Raw genomic sequence first — 17,258 nt, forward strand, 5'->3', positions numbered from 1 at the left:
AAGGATATCCCTCCAAACCTCGTGAGAAAGGCCGCCACCTCTGGGCGGCCTTTTTCTTTTGCCCCGCAAGCCCCATATTCACCGTCAAACGCACGGGGGCGCTTGAATGACCAGGAAAACCACGACAGCAGAGGCACAAGGCTTGCGCTACGCCAAAGAGCTGGAAGGCCATGTCAGCTGGCTCGACAGCTTCACCGCGGCAGCCCTTGGCGTGCTGGCAACAGCGTCGGGCATCTACACCTATCTCGGCGTCTCGTCGCTGCTCGATGAGAACGGCGCGCTCAGCTTCTTTGCCGCCGTCAGCTATTCCATCGCGGTCTCGGTGGGCATCTTCGTGTTCTGGTCCTACCTGATGCGCCTGCTGCCCGCCGTGCGCACCGTGGGCGCGCGGATCGGGCTGTTTGTGTCGATGTTGCTGGGCTCTGCCGCGATAATCGCGATGTCGTCCTGGCTGAACGCCGCCGCACTTGCAGGCGCCGCCGCCGTTGAGCGGCATCTGGCCGAAACCGTGCAGCAATACCAAACCGCGCTGGAGCGAGCTAACGAAATCGCCGTCTCCGCCCAAGGGCTGGGGCGCGATGTGGACCGGGTGCGCCAGTCTTTCGTCGATCTGGCCGAGCAGGAAGCGACGGGCGATCTGTCGGGCCTCGCCGGGCGCGGCGCGGTGTTCCGGGTGCTGCGACAGAAATCCGACGAGCTTGCCAGCCTCGAGGCGCAGATCGCCAGTCAGCAGCCGCTGGTCAGCGCCGCCTTCGCCGAAGGCAACGCCATCCTGTCGCGCATGCGCGCCCTGACCGTGGAGCCCGGCCCGATCGAGGCGCGCTCGGTCCAATTTTCCGAGGAAGCCGTGCGCCTGTCAGGCGTCATCACGCAGTTGCGCCAGCTCTCGGTCGCGCCTCTGGTCAGCCGCGCGGCGCAGGATCTCAGTGCCTCGGTCGTCCTGCCAGAGCTTGACGGACGCACCGCCGAAGGCCGCGTGGGGCAGCAAAGCACCATCTCTTCGGTGTTGCAGCTTCTCGGCCAGCGGGCGGAAACCCTGCGCCTCGCCGCCGACGGGATCGTCGGCATGGATCCCCCGTCAGAGACAATCTACACGCCGATCTCCACCGCTGATGCCGTCATCAAATACGCGGAGAACTTCGTGCCCTCCTGGGCCGGTGCCATCGCCATCGACCTGCTGCCCGCGGTTCTGGTCTTCATCATGGCGATCACGCAAGCCGCGATCCGCTCGGGCAAATCCGGGGTGGGGATCGAGGAAACCCTGACGCTGGCGGAGCTGCGCGCCGCGATTAACGCGGTGCGTGACGTGGATATGGCCCTGCCGCACCGCGACGCGCCCCCCGCCCCTCCGGCGCAGAAATCGGCAGAGATCAAACCGCTGCCGAGCGAGAAGCAGGGATGAGTGACGCCACCGAAGAGCCCGGCGGCTTCACCGCGCGCGCCGCGATCAAGCTGGTGCTGGCGATCCAGCTGGGCATCGCGCTTTACCTGATGGGCGGCGGGCTGGCCTCGGCCATCCCGCATATCGCGTGGCCCTCCAACAAGCCGCAATTCGACACACCCGTCCTGCCCGGGGACCAGACAAGGCGCTATCGCCCGTCCGACATGCCGCTGGAGCCCGCGCCGGAGGGCAATCCAGACCGGCCCTATCGCTCCACCGGCGACATGCCCGCGCGACTGGCCTTCGCGCAGGAGGGCGACACCCTGACCCTGACCGGCAGCATCGAGGAGGGCGACGCGCAGCGCATGGCCGAGCATCTCGAGCGGCGCGGCGAGGGACTGGCGCGCGTGCGGCTCAACTCGCCCGGCGGCTCGGTGCGCGACGCGTTGGAGATCGGGCGCATGGTCCGCGACGCAGAACTGGAAACCCTACTGGGGGCTGGCGACATCTGCCTGTCCGCCTGCCCCTACATCCTGGCCTCCGGCACCACTCGCATGGTCCATGACAGCGCGCAGGTCGGAGTGCATCAGCACTATTTCGGGACGAATTCCGCCCTGCCCGCCTTCCTCGCGGTCGAGGATATCCAGCGCGGCCAGGGGCAGGTCATGGGCTATCTCGACGAGATGGGCATCGACCCGCTGATGATGCGTCACGCCCTGGTGACGCCGCCCGACGAGATCTACATCCTACTGCCCGAGCAGCTTGAAACCTACCGACTCTCGACCCCGACCGAAGGCTAAAGTCAGCTTGTTTCGGCAAATTTTCGAGCGTTCATCCTGGGTTCATGTTGCATTCGGTAAACCTTGGGGCATGAACAAGGGATTCCTCCTGTGTGGCCTTCTGGCCTTTGGTCTTGTGATGCAGACCCCCGCAGCCTCCGCGTCCTCTGCGCGGGAGCTGGGCCAGTCCGAGCTGCGTCAAATCGCGAGCCGGACCGAGACTGTCAGCCTCAAGACCGCCCTGAGTTCAGTTTCCAAATCTCTCAACGCCAAGGTGATGGAGGCGCGCGCCTTCTCCGCCAACGGCGTCTACTACCGAATGATCCTGAAACGCGGCAACGGAAAGCTGGTCAGCGTCATCATCGATGCGCAAACCGGCCGGCAGGTATCGAGCCGGTCCTCCAAGGGCCGCCAGATCAGCAAGATCGCCAGCACAGGCAGCCGCCCGGCCTCCACCAAGGCAAGCTTCCGCGCCACCACAGCACCGCGCGTGCCCGGCAACAACAATGCGGGCGGTAATGGCAACGGCAACGGCGGCGGCAATGGCGGCGGCAACGGTGGTGGTAACGGCGGCGGCAACGGTGGTGGTAACGGTGGTGGTAACGGCGGCGGCAACGGTGGTGGTAATGGCGGCGGCAACGGCGGTGGTAACGGCGGCGGCAACGGCGGCGGCAACGGCGGCGGCAACGGAAAGAACTAGAATCTCCACGCTTGCGCCATAAACCGGCCCAATTCGCCCGCTACTCCGCGGGGTATGAGAGTATTGCTTGCAGAAGACGACCTGACTCTCGCAGAGCAGGTCAAGACCTTGCTGACCGCCGAGGGGCGCGTCGTGGACGTGGCCCATGATGGCGAGGAGGCGGGGTTTCTCGGCTCCACCGAACCCTATGACATGATCATTCTCGATCTGGGCCTGCCAACACGCGACGGGATCTCGATCCTGAAAGAGTGGCGCGCCGAAGGCCTCGATACACCTGTTCTGATCCTAACCGCGCGCGACGGCTGGACCGACCGGGTCGACGGGCTCGACGCCGGGGCGGATGACTACATGACCAAGCCGTTCCATATGCCAGAGCTGGCCGCCCGCGTGCGCGCCATGCTGCGCCGCAAGTCGGGGCGCACGAACCCGTTGTTCGAGAAGGACAATGTGGCCTTTGACACCCGCAACTCCAAAGTCACCCTCGGCGGGGTGCCGGTCGATCTGACCAGCCAGGAGGTCGCCGTACTGTCCTACCTGATCCACAATGCGGGCCGCCTGATCTCGCGCACGGAGCTGAGCGAGCACATCTACGAATATGATGGCGACCGCGACAGCAACACCATCGCCGTGTTCATCACCCGGCTGCGTAAGAAACTGGGCTCCGACTTCATCCAGACCATCCGGGGCCGCGGCTACATGGTGGATGCCGCCTGATGCTGTCCCTGCGCCGCACCGCGATGATCGGCGGCGCCCTCAGCGCCATGGCCTCCATCCTGGTGGGGGCCTTTGTGCTTCTCAGCTCCGTCGAAGAGAACGTGCTCGAGCGGTTCGACCGCGCCCTGTCCGACCGCCACACCCAGCTGGTGGTGGCCCTTACCTACACCGCCGCCAACCCCGATCAGCTCGACGAGCTGCTGTTTGACCCGCGCTACGGCACGCCGTTTTCCGGGCGATACTGGCAGGTGAGCGGGCCCGATGGTGCGCTGTTCGCCTCCGCCTCCACGCTCGACGCGGAATTGATGGAGCCGCCGGGGCGGCCGGACCGGCTGACCCTGCGCTCGATCCGCGGCCCGGAGGGCGAGCCGATCCGCAGCCTGTTCCAGCGCGTGACCCTCGAGGATGGCACCGAATGGGGCGTGACGGTGGCCGAAAGCCTTGCCGCGCTCGCCGCCGAGCGCCAGCAAACCCGCCGCTCGCTGCTGCTGGCCTTCGTACTGGTGGCGCTGCTGGGGCTTGCGGGCGCAATTGTGCAGACCACGACGATCCTGCGTCCACTCGAGAAATTGCGCCGCGACGTGTCCCATCGTTGGGAAAAGGATGAAGACCTGACGGTCCACGACTACCCGGAAGAGGTCGCACCGCTGGTCGCCGATATCAATCACCTGCTGGAGCGCAACCGCGAGATCATCGCGCGCGCGCGCCGTCAGGCCGCCGACCTTGCCCACGCCCTGAAAACCCCCACCGCGATCCTGCGCAACGAGCTGTCGACGCAGGCCGCCCACGGTCACGATATGGAAGCCTCGCTGGATGCGCTCGACCGGGTCGACGCGCAGCTTGGTCGCTCGCTCGCGCGTATGCGCGCCTCCAATTCCGGGGCCTCCGCCAGCCTGCGCACGGACCTGACGAATTCCGTGGACCGCTTCACGCGCCTGTTCCAGGGGATGGCCGCGCGCGACGGCAAGGAAATGACAACCTATTGCGCCCCCGATCTGGCGGTGCGCATGGATCAGCAGGACATCGAAGAGGTGATGGGCAACATGCTCGACAACGCCCTGAAGTGGTGTGACAGCAGGATCGCACTCTCGGCCCATCCCAAGGCGGGCGGCATCGAGATTCTGATCGAGGATGACGGCCCGGGCATCCCCGAAGGCTCCGAGCGGGAGGCGCTGCGCTCCGGCGGGCGGCTCGATAGTTCAAAGCCGGGCACCGGCCTTGGTCTCGCCATCGCGATCGACCTGTTGCAAGCCTACGGCGCGGAGCTGTTTCTTGAGAAGTCAGAGCATCTGGGCGGCCTGTGCGTGCGCATCCAGATCCCCGGCCAAGCCAAAAACGCCCAACGCCGTCGCCTGGCACAGGCCGCCTGAACCTGCTGCCCCGCCCTTAGTTATCCGTGCTCTGTGGTGCGGTTTCGACGGCCTCACCGGCCGCAGGAGTTGCGTTCGGATCCGCATCAGGCTCGATCAAAAGCCCGTCTTTCCAAAGCCCGCTCGCGACCTCGCCCGTGGTGTAGGTCAGGATGCCGCGCCCGTCGCGCTTGCCCGCCTTGAACATGCCCTCGTAGACGTCACCGGTCGCGTAGGTTGCGCGGCCCTGCCCCTCCATCTGGCCGTCGACCCAGCCGCCCTCGTAACTTAGCCCATCCGGTACGCTCAGACGTCCTTGCCCCTGCCGTTTGCCGTCAGAGAAAGCGCCCTCATAGATCATACCGCCCGGGAAGGTGGTCTTGCCCGCGCCGTTCTGCAGCCCGTCGGACCAAGCGCCCTCGTAGACCTTGCCATCGGGGAAGGTCATCACACCCTGACCCTCGTGGCGCGCATTCTTGAAATCGCCCTCGTAGATCAGCCCGGACGGGTAGACCGCGCGGCCCTGCCCCTCGATCACGCCCGCTTGCCATTCGCCATCGTAGCTGGAGCCGTCGGCATAGCTGATCTTGCCCTGCCCGTTGGCAAGGTCCGCGGCCAGCTCGCCCACGTAGATCGCGCCGTCGGGATAGGTGACCTGCCCCTCGCCCTCGATCCGGCCGTCGCGCCAGCTGCCCTCGTAGGCGAAGCCGTCGGCGCGTTCAGAGCGGCCCTGCCCGTGGCGCTGGTCGTCCTTGAAGCCCCCCTCGTAGAAGCCGCCATCGGCGTAATCCATCCGGCCCTGCCCGTGCCGCGCCCCGCCTTTCAGGGTGCCGGTGTAGACGTCGCCATTGGCGCGGGTCTGCACACCCTCGCCCTCCATCTGGCCCGCAACCCAGCCGCCCTCGTAGATCAGCCCGTCGGGCAGCTCCAACCGGCCCTCGCCCTGGCGCATGCCGCCCGCCATCTCGCCCTCGTAGATCGAGCCATCGGGATAGGAAATCTTGCCGCGGCCTTCCTTGACGCCCGCGACCCACTGGCCCTCGTAGCGGTAGCCGTTCGGGTTGACCATCACACCCAAGCCGTGGTGCTGCGCGTTCAGGAACTCGCCCTCGTAGCGCACCCCGTTGGCATAGGTGATGATGCCGCGCCCGGTGATCTTGCCGTCGGTCCAGTCGCCCTCGTAATTGCCGCCATCGGCGAAGATGATCTGGCCGAAGCCGTCGGGCTTGCCGTCCTTGAACTGCCCCTCGTAGAGCGAGCCGTCGGGAAAGCGCGCCGTGCCTTGGCCCGAGATCACGCCGTCGATCCAATTGCCGGAATACTCGTAGCCATTGGGCAGGGTGAACACCCCTTGCCCGTGGCGTTTGCCCTCCTTGAAGGCGCCGGTGTAGACGCCGCCATCCTCGTATTGCTTGGTGCCGGTGTCCTGCGCCATCGCAGGGGCGGCAAGGCTCAGGCACAGGCCCGCGATAAGGCTCAAACGCATGGGGGCTGCTCTCCCTTGATTGGTTGGCGGAACCCTAATCAACAGCCCCGCTGCGCACAAGCGCCCGCCACGGGGCGGATAAAAAATCGCGCGCGGCGCAGCCGCACCTTTAGGTCACACCCCCTTCCCCTGACCAAACGGTCTGCTACATGTGGCCCGACCTAAGAAGGACGACCCCGAGATGAGCGATACGTTCCGCCTCACCCTGGCCCAGCTGAACCCGACCGTCGGCGATTTCGCCGGCAACGCCGCCAAGGCGCGCGAGGCCTGGGCTGCGGCCAAGGACGCAGGCGCGCAGATGGTGGCCCTGCCGGAGATGTTTCTGACCGGCTACCAGGTGCAGGATCTGTCGATGAAGCCGATCTTCACCGAAACCGCGATGGCTGCCGCGGCCCAGCTTGCACGCGACTGCGCCGATGGGCCCGCCATGGGGATCGGCCACCCGGCCTTCGTCGACGGCAAGCTCTACAATGTCTACTCGATCCTCGAGGGCGGCGAGATCAAGGCGCAGATGCTCAAGCACGAGCTGCCCAATTACGGCGTCTTCGACGAGGTGCGGGTTTTCGCCCAAGGCCCGCTCGGTGGCCCCTATGCCGTAGGCCCCCTGCGCATCGGCACGCCCATCTGCGAAGATGCCTGGCACGAAGATGTCTGCGAGACCCTCGCCGAAAGCGGCGCGGAGATCTTCCTGGTGCCCAACGGCTCCCCCTACCGCCGCGACAAGCATGACACACGGCTGGGCCACATGGTCGCCCGCGTGGTCGAGAACGATCTGCCGCTGGTCTATCTCAACATGGTCGGCGGGCAGGATGATCAGGTCTTCGACGGCGGCTCCTTCGTGCTCAACCGCGGCGGCGAGCTGGCGCGCATGCTGCCGGTGCTCGAAGAGGTCATCACCCATGTCGACTTCCGGCAAACAGGCGGCCAATGGGAAGCCGTGCCGGGCGAGATCATCTCGCGCCCCGACGCGTGGGAGCAGGACTACCACGTCATGGTCACCGCCCTGCGCGACTACATGGGCAAGACCGGCTTCAAAAAGGTGCTGCTCGGCATGTCCGGCGGCATCGACAGCGCGCTTGTCGCGACGATTGCGGTTGATGCGCTCGGGGCCGAGAACGTGCGCTGCGTGATGCTGCCGTCGGAATACACCTCCGCCCACTCGCTGGAGGACGCATCCGAGGCCGCAAAGCTTCTGGGCGCCCGCATCGACACCGTGCCGATCTCTGGCCCGCGCGCCGCCGTGACAGAGGCGCTCGCGCCGCTTTTCGAGGGGACCGAGGAAGACCTGACCGAAGAGAACATCCAGTCCCGCCTGCGCGGCGTGCTGTTGATGGCGCTCAGCAACAAGTTCGGCGAGATGCTGCTGACCACCGGCAACAAGTCCGAGGTGGCCGTCGGCTACGCCACGATCTACGGCGACATGTCGGGCGGCTACAACCCGATCAAGGACCTCTACAAAATGCGGGTGTTCGAGACCTGCCGCTGGCGCAACGCCAACTACCGCAACTGGATGCGCGGCCCGGACGGCATCGCGATCCCGCAGCGCATCATCGACAAGCCGCCCTCGGCCGAGCTACGCGCAGATCAAAAGGACGAGGACAGCCTGCCGCCCTACGAGGTGCTCGACGACATCCTCGAGCGCCTCGTCGACCGCGAGCAATCCGTGGCCGAGGTGGTCGCGGCGGGCCATGATCGCGAGACCGTCAAGCGGATCGAACACCTGCTCTACATCTCCGAGTACAAGCGGTTCCAATCCGCCCCCGGCGCCCGCATTTCGCCCCGAGCCTTCTGGCTCGACCGCCGCTATCCCATCGCAAACCGTTGGCGCGACCCCAGCTGAGCCACGGCGGCCGGTCGGCGGTTTCTTGCGGCTGCGGCACCGCGGACCTTTACCAGGTCCCGTAGCTCCGTAATCTATCCGGGCAAGCGGATGGAGAGGCAGCATGCGCCGTATTGTGAAGGTTTTGGCCCTGTTGGGGGTGGTGCTCGCCACCGGTCGCGGCATGGCCTATCTCTGGGCCAGCCGGGACACGCCGCCGACGCATCCAGCCCTTGCCGAAGCCAATCTGCCGCCGCTTATTCCCGTCCGCGATTTCTGGGCCGACACGGACGCCGAATGGGACTACCACGTCTCCGGCGACGGGCGCTATCTGGCGCATCGCGTGGTGCGGGGCACGCAAGAGGTCGTGGCCCTCACCGACCTGTCCACCGACACGGAACTCGCGACAATCCCGGAGCTGTGGCACTTCTATTGGGACCCGCACGCTCCGCTGCTCCACGTTATCACACATGATGAGCGGCTCTGGCGCGTCGATCCCACAAACCCGGCGCGCGATGCCTGGGTCGACATCACGCCGCGCGGCTTTCGCAACTGGAACTTTGCCACCATCCCCCGCGCGCCCCAGGATCGGCGCATCGTATCCTCCCGCGACCGCAACCCGGCCTTTCACGACGTCTACACCGTCCGCCCCGATGGCGGCGGCAAGGAGCTTCTGATCCGCAACGAGGGGCAGACGCTCGCGTGGATCATGGACCATGACAATCTGCCCCTGATGCGCATCGACCGGGCGGAGGACGACGCGGGCCGGATCATGGTGCGCACGAATGCCGATGGAACTCAATGGCGGGAGCTGATGACTGTCGATGCCCTGACCACCTTCTGGGTGGTCGAGGTCACACCGGACGCGCGCTTCGCCCTCGCGCACTCGTCACGGGGCCGCGACAAGGCCGCGCTGGTCAAGGTGGACCTTGAGACCGGCATGGAAGAGGTACTGGCCGAGGACCCGGAGCTTGACCTGATGCGCAGCTACAGTCTCGACCCGTTCGACGGCGAGATCGACCTTGTGCGGCGACACTCGGGCGGCGGCGAGCCGATCGCGCTCACCCCACGCGGTGAGGTGCTCAAACGCGAGATCATGAAATACAGCCCCCGCGTGCAGATCGACAGTCTGGGCGTCTACGGCCCGGGGCGCTTCGTGACCGTGACCCTCTCGCCCGAGGCGCGAAACTACATCTACCTTCTGATCGACACGCTTGACGGCACAAGCCAAGAGTTGGGGGAGTTTTCCTTCCGCCGCAAACACCTCGACAAGCTGGTCCCGACGGAAGAAGTCCGCATCCCCGCCCGTGACGGTTTAGAGATCCCGGCGCTGCTGCTGCGCCCCAAGGGTGTCACCGGCCCCGCGCCGCTGGTGGTCGAGGTGCATGGCGGCCCGGCCGCGCATGTGGATTGGAACTACCACCATTTCCGCCAATTCCTCACCAACCGCGGCTACGCCGTGCTGTCGGTCAACTTCCGTGGCTCAACGGGGTTCGGCCGGGCGTTTCAGGCCAAGGGATTCCGCGAATATGGCCGCGCGATGCAAACCGACCTCTATGACGCGGCCCAATGGGCGGTCGACCAAGGCATCGCCGATCCCGACGCGCTGGCAATCCAGGGCGGCTCCTACGGCGGCTACGCCTCCGGCATGGCCGCGACGGAGCGGGGCGGTCCGTTCGACGCCGCGATCGTCGAGCATGCGGTGCTCGATGTCGGCTACCAGATGCGCAACAATCCGTTCGCCTGGGGTCTGAACGAGGTCTACATGACGCGCTATTTCGGCACGATCGACGCGGATTTCGAAACGATGGAGACCTATTCTCCGATCACCCGGGCCGCTGATCTCGCCATGCCCACACTGGTCGTGGCGGGCAAGCGCGACCGCGTCGTGGGGTTCGAGCAGTCGGAGGAATTCCTGCGCCGCGCCCGCGAGAGCGACCACGCCGTCGAGGAGCTGATTTTCGAGGATGAAGGCCACGGCATCGACCGCTGGCAGAATTCCGTGCGCCATGCCCGCAGGGTCGAGGATTTCCTCGCCCGCCATCTGGGCGGACGCTCCGGCGGCTGGGACTATATCGAGATTGCTGCTGACTGGCTCGACTGATTGCAGGCTCGTGACGTCAGCGAAGTGTACGGCTTTGTTTCAGCCGCGGCTATGGAGTGCTTGATCCGTTCTTACAGCCCACTCCAACGCCTGTTGCGCTGACACCCATCGCATGCCCGGGGCTCGCCAGTAGCGCATCGCCATGCCCAACGGCGATCACAGCACGACTTCGGCACCATCGTATCCACCCATGTCTATCGCAGCACCGCCGCGCGATTGATACGCAACGCCAGCCCGCGCCGCTCGATACCGGACAGGTGCATAGCCCTGATCCCGCATCGGCCATGCTCGAAGACGCCGGAACGCTCGCCCACCCACATACCTTTTTACCGGCTTTCAACCAGAAAAGCCGCGGGCCTCCGGGCGCGCCCGCCCCTTTCTTTGTTCCAAAAATACGGCAGCGCACGATCCGCAACCCGCGCAACGTCGCAAACTAAAAACCCTACGCCCGCCGCAAGGGAATTCCGCGGGCGGGCCGAAGCCACGCCCGCGTAGACACCACCTGAAACACTGCCTTTACGAGGGATACTCGTTACTGAACTGCACACAGGATTAGCGCCAAAGGGTTGAGAAAAAGAAAACGGCGGGGCAAAAATCCCGGCCGTCCTCAAAATCCAACTGGCAAAGCCTCAGAGCATCAACTGATAGCCCGCCGGGATATACTCGAACCCTTCGCCCCGCTCGGCCACAAAGCCCATCGCCGGGAACGGCATATGGTAGCCCACCATCGGCACGCGGTCGGCGGCCAGCATCCCCAGCACCTTGCGGCGCGAGGCGGCAGCGCCCGCCTTGTCCATATCGAAGCGCACTTCCCAATCGGGGCGCGCCAGCGACCAGACCGGATGGTTGGCGAGGTCCGCGATCAACATCAACTGCTTGCCGTCGCTCTCGATCATGTAGTTCATGTGGCCCGGCGTGTGACCAAAGGCCTCCACCGCGGTGATCCCCGAGGCGACCGAGCCTCCGCCTTCCAGCATGGTGAACTTCTCGTTCAACGGCGCAACCTTGGCCTTGAAATTGTCATTGTCGGCGCCTGACCAGTGATTGTGCTCGACGGCGCCAGTCATGTAGGCGGCGTTGGCGAAGGTCTCGCCGCCTTCGCCCATCAGCCCGCCGATATGGTCGCCATGCATGTGGGTGATCACGACCTTGTCGACCTGATCGGCGGTGTAGCCCGCATCCTCGATTGCTTGGGTAATGCCGCCGGGGTTCAGGCCCGTGTCGAACAGGATCAGCTCCGAGCCGGTGTTGACCAGCGTGGGGGTGAAGAAGAACTGCACCTTGTCGGTCGGCAGGAAGTTTTCCTCCGACACTTCGTTGAATTCCTCTTCGCTGACATTCATCCCGAAGATCGTCTGCGGCTCCTCCCGGGCGGCGGTGCCTGCGAGCAGGGTGGTCACCTCGAACCCGCCCAGCGGAACACGGCGGGACTTGGCAATCGACATGCCCTTCATCTCGGCGGCGGCAGAGGCGGCGGTCGGCAGGGCGGCGGCCACCGGGGCAGCAGCCCCAAGGGCCAGGGCGGCGCGGCGGGACAGGTTCATGGTCGGATCTCCTCGGTTGGTTACTCTGCTGCATGACATAGGTCATTCCGCCGCAGGTCCAATCAACAGCCCGTGCGCGGTTGCGGATATGGACAATCGCGGGGCTTTGTGGTTCGACAAGCGCCTACCCGCAAAGGACCGAAATCCGATGACCGTCACCCGCTTCGCCCCCTCCCCCACAGGCCACCTGCATGTGGGCAACTTGCGCACCGCGCTGTTCAACTACCTCATCGCACGCAAGGCCGGCGGGCAATTCATCCTGCGGCTCGACGATACCGATCCGGTGCGCTCGACGCAGGCGTTTGCGGACGCAATCAAGGAGGACCTCGAATGGCTCGGCATCGAGTGGGACCGGGTGGAGACGCAGTCGTCCCGCCTCGACCGCTACATGGCCGCCGCCGATGAGCTGCGCAGCAAGGACCGGTTCTACGAGGCCTTCGAGACCCCGACAGAGCTGGACCTGAAGCGCAAGAAACAGCTCAACATGGGCAAGCCCCCGGTCTATGACCGCGCGGCGCTGGCCCTGTCCGAGGACGAAAAATCCGCCCTGCGCGCTGAGCGCGGCGATGGCGTGTGGCGCTTCAAGCTCGACCACGAGCGGATCGAATGGACCGATGGCATCCTGGGCGACATCTCCATCGATGCGGCGTCGGTGTCGGACCCGGTTCTGATCCGCGGCGACGGTCAGGTGCTCTACACGCTCGCCTCCGTCGTCGATGACACCGAAATGGGGATCACCCATGTCGTGCGCGGCTCGGATCATGTGACCAACACGGCGACCCAGATCCAGATCATCACGGCCCTGGGCGGCTCGGTTCCCGCCTTCGCCCACCACTCGCTGCTGACCGGCCCTCAGGGCGAGGCGCTGTCCAAGCGCCTCGGCACGCTGTCCTTGCGCGATCTGCGCGCCCGGGGCGTCGAGCCAATGGCGCTGCTGTCACATATGGCGCGCCTCGGCTCGTCCGAGCCTGTCGAGCTGCGCGCCTCCATGGACGAACTGGTCGAAGGCTTCGATCTGTCCAAATTCGGCTCCGCGCCCACGAAATTCGACGAGCAGGACCTGTTCCCCCTGACCGCCCGCGTCCTGCACGCGCTGGAAGCGGGCGAGGTCAAACCAGAGCTCGACGCGCTCGGCATCCCGGCAGATCAGCAGCAGGCGTTCTGGACGGTGGCCCGAGACAACATCACCACGAAGGCCGATATCGCCGGGTGGTGGACGCTGTGCGTAGAAGGCGCCGACCCGATGATCGACGACGAGGATCGCGATTTCGTGGCCGAGGCCATGACCCTGCTCCCCAACGCGCCTTTCACGCCCGAGACATGGGGCGAATGGACGTCAGCGGTGAAAGAGAAAACCGGCCGAAAAGGTCGCGGGCTGTTCATGCCGCTGCGCAAGGCGGTCACCGGCATGGAACGCGGGCCCGAGATGGCCGCGCTTATGCCGCTTTTGCAAAAGGTCAAAGCCAAAGGCTGATGGCTTCGTTTTGGAATAAATACTCAAATTCCAACGCCTTTGGCCGGCGATGCGATTGAGTATTTGAGCCAAAACGAAGCCAGAGGCGCCAAATAAAGAATGGCGGGCGGCGCCAGCCGCTCCTTCAGGTCAGCTGCCGCTCATCCAGGCGCGCATCAGGGACAGGGCGGGCTCCTTATCCCAATGGGCCTCGCCCTCCATGCGGGCGATCTCGCGCCCTTCGGGATTGATCAGGATCGTCACCGGCAGCCCGCGCGCGCCGATCTCGCGGGCCAGCGCCATTTTCGGGTCGAACAGCTTGGGCAGGTGGTTGAGCTTTTTGTCGACAAAGAACGTATCGACCGCGGGCCGCGCATTGCGGCCCGTGGCCACCGTCACAACCTCGAAATTCGCGCCACCCAAGGCTGCATCCAGCCGGTCCAGCGCGGGCATCTCGCGCACGCAGGGCGCACACCACAGGGCCCAGAAGTTCAGCACCACATGCTTGCCGCGATAATCGGCCAGCGTCACCTTGCGGCCATCTGCATCATGGAACACCGTCTGCGGCACCGCGCGCGGCTCGGCATGGAAGCGCAGCTTCGTCATGTCGCCCGTGGCCGCCGCAATCAGCGCGCCGGTTTCACCGGCGGCAGCAGGGTTTGCACCCATCGCAAGGCCGGCGTATAGCACCAGAAGCTTCAAAAACCGCATTTCATTCTCCAAAGAGCCAGCCCAATGACCGACCAGACTAAAGACGCATCCAACGCCATGTGGGGCGGGCGCTTCGCCGATGGGCCCGATGCCATCATGGAGGCAATCAACGCCTCCATCGGCTTCGACCAGCGGTTCGCGCGTCAGGACATCGAAGGCTCCCGCGCCCATGCGGCCATGTTGGGGGCGCAAGGTGTCATCACAGCTAGCGATATGGAAGCAATCAGGGAAGGCCTGCTCACGGTCTTGTCAGAGATCGAGGGCGGGACGTTTCAATTCTCCACCGCGCTTGAAGACATCCACATGAATGTGGAGGCCCGCCTGAGCGAGATCATCGGCGAGCCCGCAGGCCGCCTGCACACGGGCCGCTCGCGCAACGATCAAGTGGCGTTGGATTTCCGGCTCTGGGTCCGCGATCAGATGGACGCGGCCATCGAAGGTATCGCCGCCTTGCAAAACGCCCTGCTGGCGCAAGCCGAGGCGGGCGCCGATTGGGTCATGCCCGGCTTTACTCATTTGCAGACTGCCCAGCCTGTCACATGGGGCCATCATATGCTGGCCTATGTCGAGATGTTGGGCCGCGACGCGTCTCGCTTCACCGACGCCCGCGCCCGGATGAACGAATCGCCCCTCGGTGCCGCGGCGCTGGCGGGCACCAGCTTCGACATCGACCGCGACATGACGGCCACGGCCCTGGGCTTTGACCGCCCGGCGGCCAACTCGCTCGATGCGGTGTCCGACCGCGACTTCGTGCTCGATTTCCTCAATGCCGCCTCGATCTGCGCTATGCATCTGTCGCGCCTCAGCGAAGAGCTGGTGATCTGGTCCTCGGCCCAGTTCCGCTTCGTGACCCTCAGCGACCGGTTCTCCACCGGCTCGTCGATCATGCCTCAGAAGAAGAACCCCGACGCCGCCGAGCTGATCCGCGCCAAGGTGGGCCGCATCTTCGGGGCCAACACGGCGCTGATGATGGTGATGAAGGGCCTGCCCATGACCTATTCCAAGGACATGCAGGAAGACAAAGAGATGACGTTTGACGCCGCCGACAGCCTGATGCTGGCGCTGGCGGCGATGACCGGCATGGTGGCGGATATGAGCGCAAACCGCCCTGCGCTTGAGCAGGCCGCCGCCTCGGGCTTCTCCACGGCCACCGATCTGGCCGATTGGCTGGTGCGCACCCTTGATATGCCGTTCCGCGAGGCCCACCATGTGACGGGGGCGCTGGTGAAGCTGGCCGAGGACAAGGGCTGCGACCTGCCCGACCTCAGTTTGGCCGACATGACCGGCGTGCATCCAAAGATCACCCGCGACGTGTTCGACGTGCTGGGGGTATACAACTCGGTGGCGAGCCGCACCAGCTACGGCGGCACCGCGCCCGACAACGTGCGCGCCCAGGTGGCCCGCTGGAAGGAGAGACTGGCATGAGAGCGACCCTGACCCTGATCACCGCGGCCCTGCTGGCCGCCTGCGGTGTCGACGGCGAGCCCGAGACGCCCACGCGCGAGCGCGCCACCCCCGAGCCCGGCATCTCCATCACCGGCCGCGCCGAAGTCGGTGTCGCCAAAAGCTGGTAGCGGATCGGCAATCACCCGCCGCCACATCTGCTTGCAAATGGACAGCGGGACGGGTGAAGTGAATACTTGAGACGCGCACGCGCCCTGCGGGGCCCGCGCCAGAGGGTAAGGTAGACGAGAGATATGGATAAAATCCCCATGACCCCCAAAGGGTTCAAGGCGCTCGATGACGAGCTGAAAAACCTCAAGGTGGTGGAGCGCCCCGCCATCATCAAAGCCATCGCCGAGGCCCGCGAGCATGGGGATCTGTCGGAGAATGCCGAATACCACTCCGCCAAGGAGAAGCAGTCCTTCATCGAGGGCCGCATCAAGGAGCTTGAAGGCATGATCGGCCTCGCTCAGGTCATCGACCCCAAGACCCTGTCGGGCGCCGTCAAGTTCGGGGCCACCGTCAAGCTGGTGGACGAGGACACCGAGGAAGAGAAGACCTTCCAGATCGTGGGCGAGCAGGAGGCCGACATCCAGAACGGGCTGCTCAACATCTCCTCCCCGCTGGCCCGCGCGCTGATCGGCAAGGATGAGGGCGACAGCGTCGAAGTGCGCACCCCGGGCGGCACCAAGGACTACGAAATCCTCGAAGTCACGTATATCTGAGGCCCGCGCATGCCCGAGCAAGAGCCAGAGATTTTCACCGACAAGCCCCTGGAGCTGGGGGTCTACGCCCGGCCCGACCGCGGGCTGGCGGCGGCGGATATGATCGCCATCGCGCTCTCGGTGATCTGGCTCACCGCCGTGGCGGTCTACTTCCTGATGCTGCCGCCGTCGCAGGAAACGACCCAAGGCACCTTCCTCGTCGCGATGCTGGCGATCTTTCTGCCCATCGCGCTGATCTGGATCGGGGCCACTGTGATCAAGACCGCCCGCGTCATGCGCGAAGAGGCCACCCGGCTGCAGGCGGCCATCGATGCCATGCGGCAGGCCTACGTGTCACAAGCGCAGACCTCCGGCATGGGCATCAAGCCCGCGGTGGAGCGCAAGCTTGACGAGATCGCAACCGCCGCCAAACAGACCCAGAACACCGTGGCGACCTTTGCCACCGCTCGCGATGCTCCGGTTGCGGCTCCACGCGCCAGCCAGGCCGCGCTGGTCAAGCCGGGGGTGAGCGCCGACAGCCAGCCCGCCTTGGCACTCGGCACCCCGCCAGAGGATCTCTCGCCGCCGCTCTCGACCGAAGATTTCATCGGCGCGCTCGACTTCCCCGAGGACGAGAATGACGCCGAAGGCTTCCGGCAGCTGCGCCGCGCGCTCGCCAACCATGAGAGCGCCAAGCTGGTGCGGGCAAGCCAAGACGTGCTGACCCTGCTTAGCCAGGACGGCATTTACATGGACGATTTCACCCCCGACCGCGCCCGCCCGGAGCTGTGGCGCAACTTCGCGCGCGGCGAACGCGGCCCGGCCATTGCGGGCATCGGCGGGGTGCATGATCGCTCATCGCTGGCGCTGGCCTCGGGCCGGATGCGCTCTGATGCGGTGTTCCGCGACGCGGTGCACCATTTCCTGCGCCAATTCGACAAGACCTTCGCAAAATTCGCCGATGCCGCCACCGATCAGGACCTCACGAAGCTCTCCGATACCCGCACCGCGCGTTGCTTCATGCTCTTGGGCCGGGTCACGGGCACGTTCGACTAACCAATCATTAAGGTT

At 65.5% G+C, this 17,258-nt stretch carries 15 protein-coding genes; 12 read left to right on the forward strand and 3 right to left on the reverse strand.

The window, feature by feature from the left end; all coding sequences use genetic code 11:
- The first annotated feature begins 106 nt into the window (after window positions 1-106).
- From C8N43_RS10485 to C8N43_RS10505, 5 genes are all read left to right on the forward strand, one after another.
- Window positions 107-1,402, forward strand: coding sequence for a hypothetical protein (locus C8N43_RS10485; RefSeq protein WP_107845545.1), 1,296 nt, complete (start codon window positions 107-109; stop codon window positions 1,400-1,402).
- Entirely contained in the window at window positions 1,399-2,181 is a 783-nt protein-coding gene (locus C8N43_RS10490; protein ID WP_107845546.1) for a COG3904 family protein, read from the forward strand. Before C8N43_RS10485 ends, C8N43_RS10490 begins: the two co-directional genes overlap by 4 nt.
- A 70-nt stretch (window positions 2,182-2,251) precedes the next feature.
- Complete coding sequence (locus C8N43_RS19740; RefSeq protein ID WP_211308579.1) at window positions 2,252-2,860, forward strand: PepSY domain-containing protein; 609 nt, start codon at window positions 2,252-2,254, stop codon at window positions 2,858-2,860.
- Window positions 2,861-2,914: 54 nt separating this feature from the next.
- Window positions 2,915-3,574, forward strand: coding sequence for a response regulator (locus C8N43_RS10500; RefSeq protein ID WP_107845547.1), 660 nt, complete (start codon window positions 2,915-2,917; stop codon window positions 3,572-3,574).
- Window positions 3,574-4,944: a sensor histidine kinase gene (locus C8N43_RS10505; protein ID WP_107845548.1), complete on the forward strand. Its 1,371-nt coding sequence runs from the start codon at window positions 3,574-3,576 to the stop codon at window positions 4,942-4,944. The genes C8N43_RS10500 and C8N43_RS10505 overlap by 1 nt, the downstream gene beginning before the upstream one ends.
- A gap of 16 nt (window positions 4,945-4,960) precedes the next feature.
- Here C8N43_RS10505 and C8N43_RS10510 read toward each other — a convergent pair whose 3' ends face one another.
- The gene (locus tag C8N43_RS10510) at window positions 4,961-6,409 is read right to left on the reverse strand and encodes an MORN repeat-containing protein (RefSeq protein ID WP_107845549.1); all 1,449 of its coding nucleotides are present in this window, start codon (window positions 6,407-6,409) and stop codon (window positions 4,961-4,963) included.
- A 181-nt stretch (window positions 6,410-6,590) separates the two neighbouring features.
- Between C8N43_RS10510 and C8N43_RS10515 the strand changes: the two genes are divergently transcribed.
- Window positions 6,591-8,249: an NAD+ synthase gene (locus C8N43_RS10515; protein ID WP_107845550.1), complete on the forward strand. Its 1,659-nt coding sequence runs from the start codon at window positions 6,591-6,593 to the stop codon at window positions 8,247-8,249.
- A gap of 103 nt (window positions 8,250-8,352) precedes the next feature.
- A complete protein-coding gene (locus tag C8N43_RS10520) occupies window positions 8,353-10,332 on the forward strand; it encodes an alpha/beta hydrolase family protein (RefSeq protein WP_107845551.1) in 1,980 nt (659 codons plus the stop codon).
- Between the two features lie 629 nt (window positions 10,333-10,961).
- On the opposite strand, the gene C8N43_RS10525 is transcribed toward C8N43_RS10520, so the two are convergent.
- Window positions 10,962-11,876: an MBL fold metallo-hydrolase gene (locus C8N43_RS10525; RefSeq protein ID WP_107845552.1), complete on the reverse strand. Its 915-nt coding sequence runs from the start codon at window positions 11,874-11,876 to the stop codon at window positions 10,962-10,964.
- Window positions 11,877-12,024: 148 nt separating this feature from the next.
- Here C8N43_RS10525 and gltX point away from each other — a divergent pair, with 148 nt between their 5' ends.
- Window positions 12,025-13,350: a glutamate--tRNA ligase gene (gene gltX, locus C8N43_RS10530; protein WP_107845553.1), complete on the forward strand. Its 1,326-nt coding sequence runs from the start codon at window positions 12,025-12,027 to the stop codon at window positions 13,348-13,350.
- 129 nt (window positions 13,351-13,479) lie between these two features.
- Here gltX and C8N43_RS10535 read toward each other — a convergent pair whose 3' ends face one another.
- Window positions 13,480-14,040 carry a TlpA family protein disulfide reductase gene (locus C8N43_RS10535; protein WP_107845554.1) on the reverse strand — a complete coding sequence of 187 codons (561 nt, stop codon included), beginning with the start codon at window positions 14,038-14,040 and terminating at the stop codon, window positions 13,480-13,482.
- Between the two features lie 24 nt (window positions 14,041-14,064).
- On the opposite strand from C8N43_RS10535, the gene argH reads away from it, so the two are divergent.
- The 4 genes from argH to C8N43_RS10555 all read left to right on the forward strand — a co-directional run bounded on the left by argH (window position 14,065) and on the right by C8N43_RS10555 (window position 17,243).
- Window positions 14,065-15,465: an argininosuccinate lyase gene (gene argH, locus C8N43_RS10540; protein WP_107845555.1), complete on the forward strand. Its 1,401-nt coding sequence runs from the start codon at window positions 14,065-14,067 to the stop codon at window positions 15,463-15,465.
- Window positions 15,462-15,614, forward strand: a complete 153-nt coding sequence (locus tag C8N43_RS10545; protein WP_107845556.1) for an argininosuccinate lyase — start codon at window positions 15,462-15,464, stop codon at window positions 15,612-15,614. Before argH ends, C8N43_RS10545 begins: the two co-directional genes overlap by 4 nt.
- Before the next feature lie 123 nt (window positions 15,615-15,737).
- A complete protein-coding gene (gene greA / locus C8N43_RS10550; RefSeq protein ID WP_107845557.1) occupies window positions 15,738-16,208 on the forward strand; it encodes a transcription elongation factor GreA in 471 nt (156 codons plus the stop codon).
- A 9-nt stretch (window positions 16,209-16,217) separates the two neighbouring features.
- The gene (locus C8N43_RS10555; protein WP_107845558.1) at window positions 16,218-17,243 is read left to right on the forward strand and encodes a hypothetical protein; all 1,026 of its coding nucleotides are present in this window, start codon (window positions 16,218-16,220) and stop codon (window positions 17,241-17,243) included.
- Window positions 17,244-17,258 lie beyond the last annotated feature (15 nt).

Source organism: Litoreibacter ponti (assembly GCF_003054285.1).
GTDB lineage: Bacteria > Pseudomonadota > Alphaproteobacteria > Rhodobacterales > Rhodobacteraceae > Litoreibacter > Litoreibacter ponti.

Excerpts from the sequence above, each read along its gene's own strand:
- C8N43_RS10485 (WP_107845545.1), top strand. The coding sequence starts at position 107 with ATGACCAGGAAAACCACGACAGCAGAGGCACAAGGCTTGCGCTACGCC.
- C8N43_RS10490 (WP_107845546.1), top strand. The coding sequence starts at position 1,399 with ATGAGTGACGCCACCGAAGAGCCCGGCGGCTTCACCGCGCGCGCCGCG.
- C8N43_RS19740 (WP_211308579.1), top strand. The coding sequence starts at position 2,252 with ATGAACAAGGGATTCCTCCTGTGTGGCCTTCTGGCCTTTGGTCTTGTG.
- C8N43_RS10500 (WP_107845547.1), top strand. The coding sequence starts at position 2,915 with ATGAGAGTATTGCTTGCAGAAGACGACCTGACTCTCGCAGAGCAGGTC.
- C8N43_RS10505 (WP_107845548.1), top strand. The coding sequence starts at position 3,574 with ATGCTGTCCCTGCGCCGCACCGCGATGATCGGCGGCGCCCTCAGCGCC.
- C8N43_RS10510 (WP_107845549.1), bottom strand. The coding sequence starts at position 6,409 with ATGCGTTTGAGCCTTATCGCGGGCCTGTGCCTGAGCCTTGCCGCCCCT.
- C8N43_RS10515 (WP_107845550.1), top strand. The coding sequence starts at position 6,591 with ATGAGCGATACGTTCCGCCTCACCCTGGCCCAGCTGAACCCGACCGTC.
- C8N43_RS10520 (WP_107845551.1), top strand. The coding sequence starts at position 8,353 with ATGCGCCGTATTGTGAAGGTTTTGGCCCTGTTGGGGGTGGTGCTCGCC.
- C8N43_RS10525 (WP_107845552.1), bottom strand. The coding sequence starts at position 11,876 with ATGAACCTGTCCCGCCGCGCCGCCCTGGCCCTTGGGGCTGCTGCCCCG.
- gltX (WP_107845553.1), top strand. The coding sequence starts at position 12,025 with ATGACCGTCACCCGCTTCGCCCCCTCCCCCACAGGCCACCTGCATGTG.
- C8N43_RS10535 (WP_107845554.1), bottom strand. The coding sequence starts at position 14,040 with ATGCGGTTTTTGAAGCTTCTGGTGCTATACGCCGGCCTTGCGATGGGT.
- argH (WP_107845555.1), top strand. The coding sequence starts at position 14,065 with ATGACCGACCAGACTAAAGACGCATCCAACGCCATGTGGGGCGGGCGC.
- C8N43_RS10545 (WP_107845556.1), top strand. The coding sequence starts at position 15,462 with ATGAGAGCGACCCTGACCCTGATCACCGCGGCCCTGCTGGCCGCCTGC.
- greA (WP_107845557.1), top strand. The coding sequence starts at position 15,738 with ATGGATAAAATCCCCATGACCCCCAAAGGGTTCAAGGCGCTCGATGAC.
- C8N43_RS10555 (WP_107845558.1), top strand. The coding sequence starts at position 16,218 with ATGCCCGAGCAAGAGCCAGAGATTTTCACCGACAAGCCCCTGGAGCTG.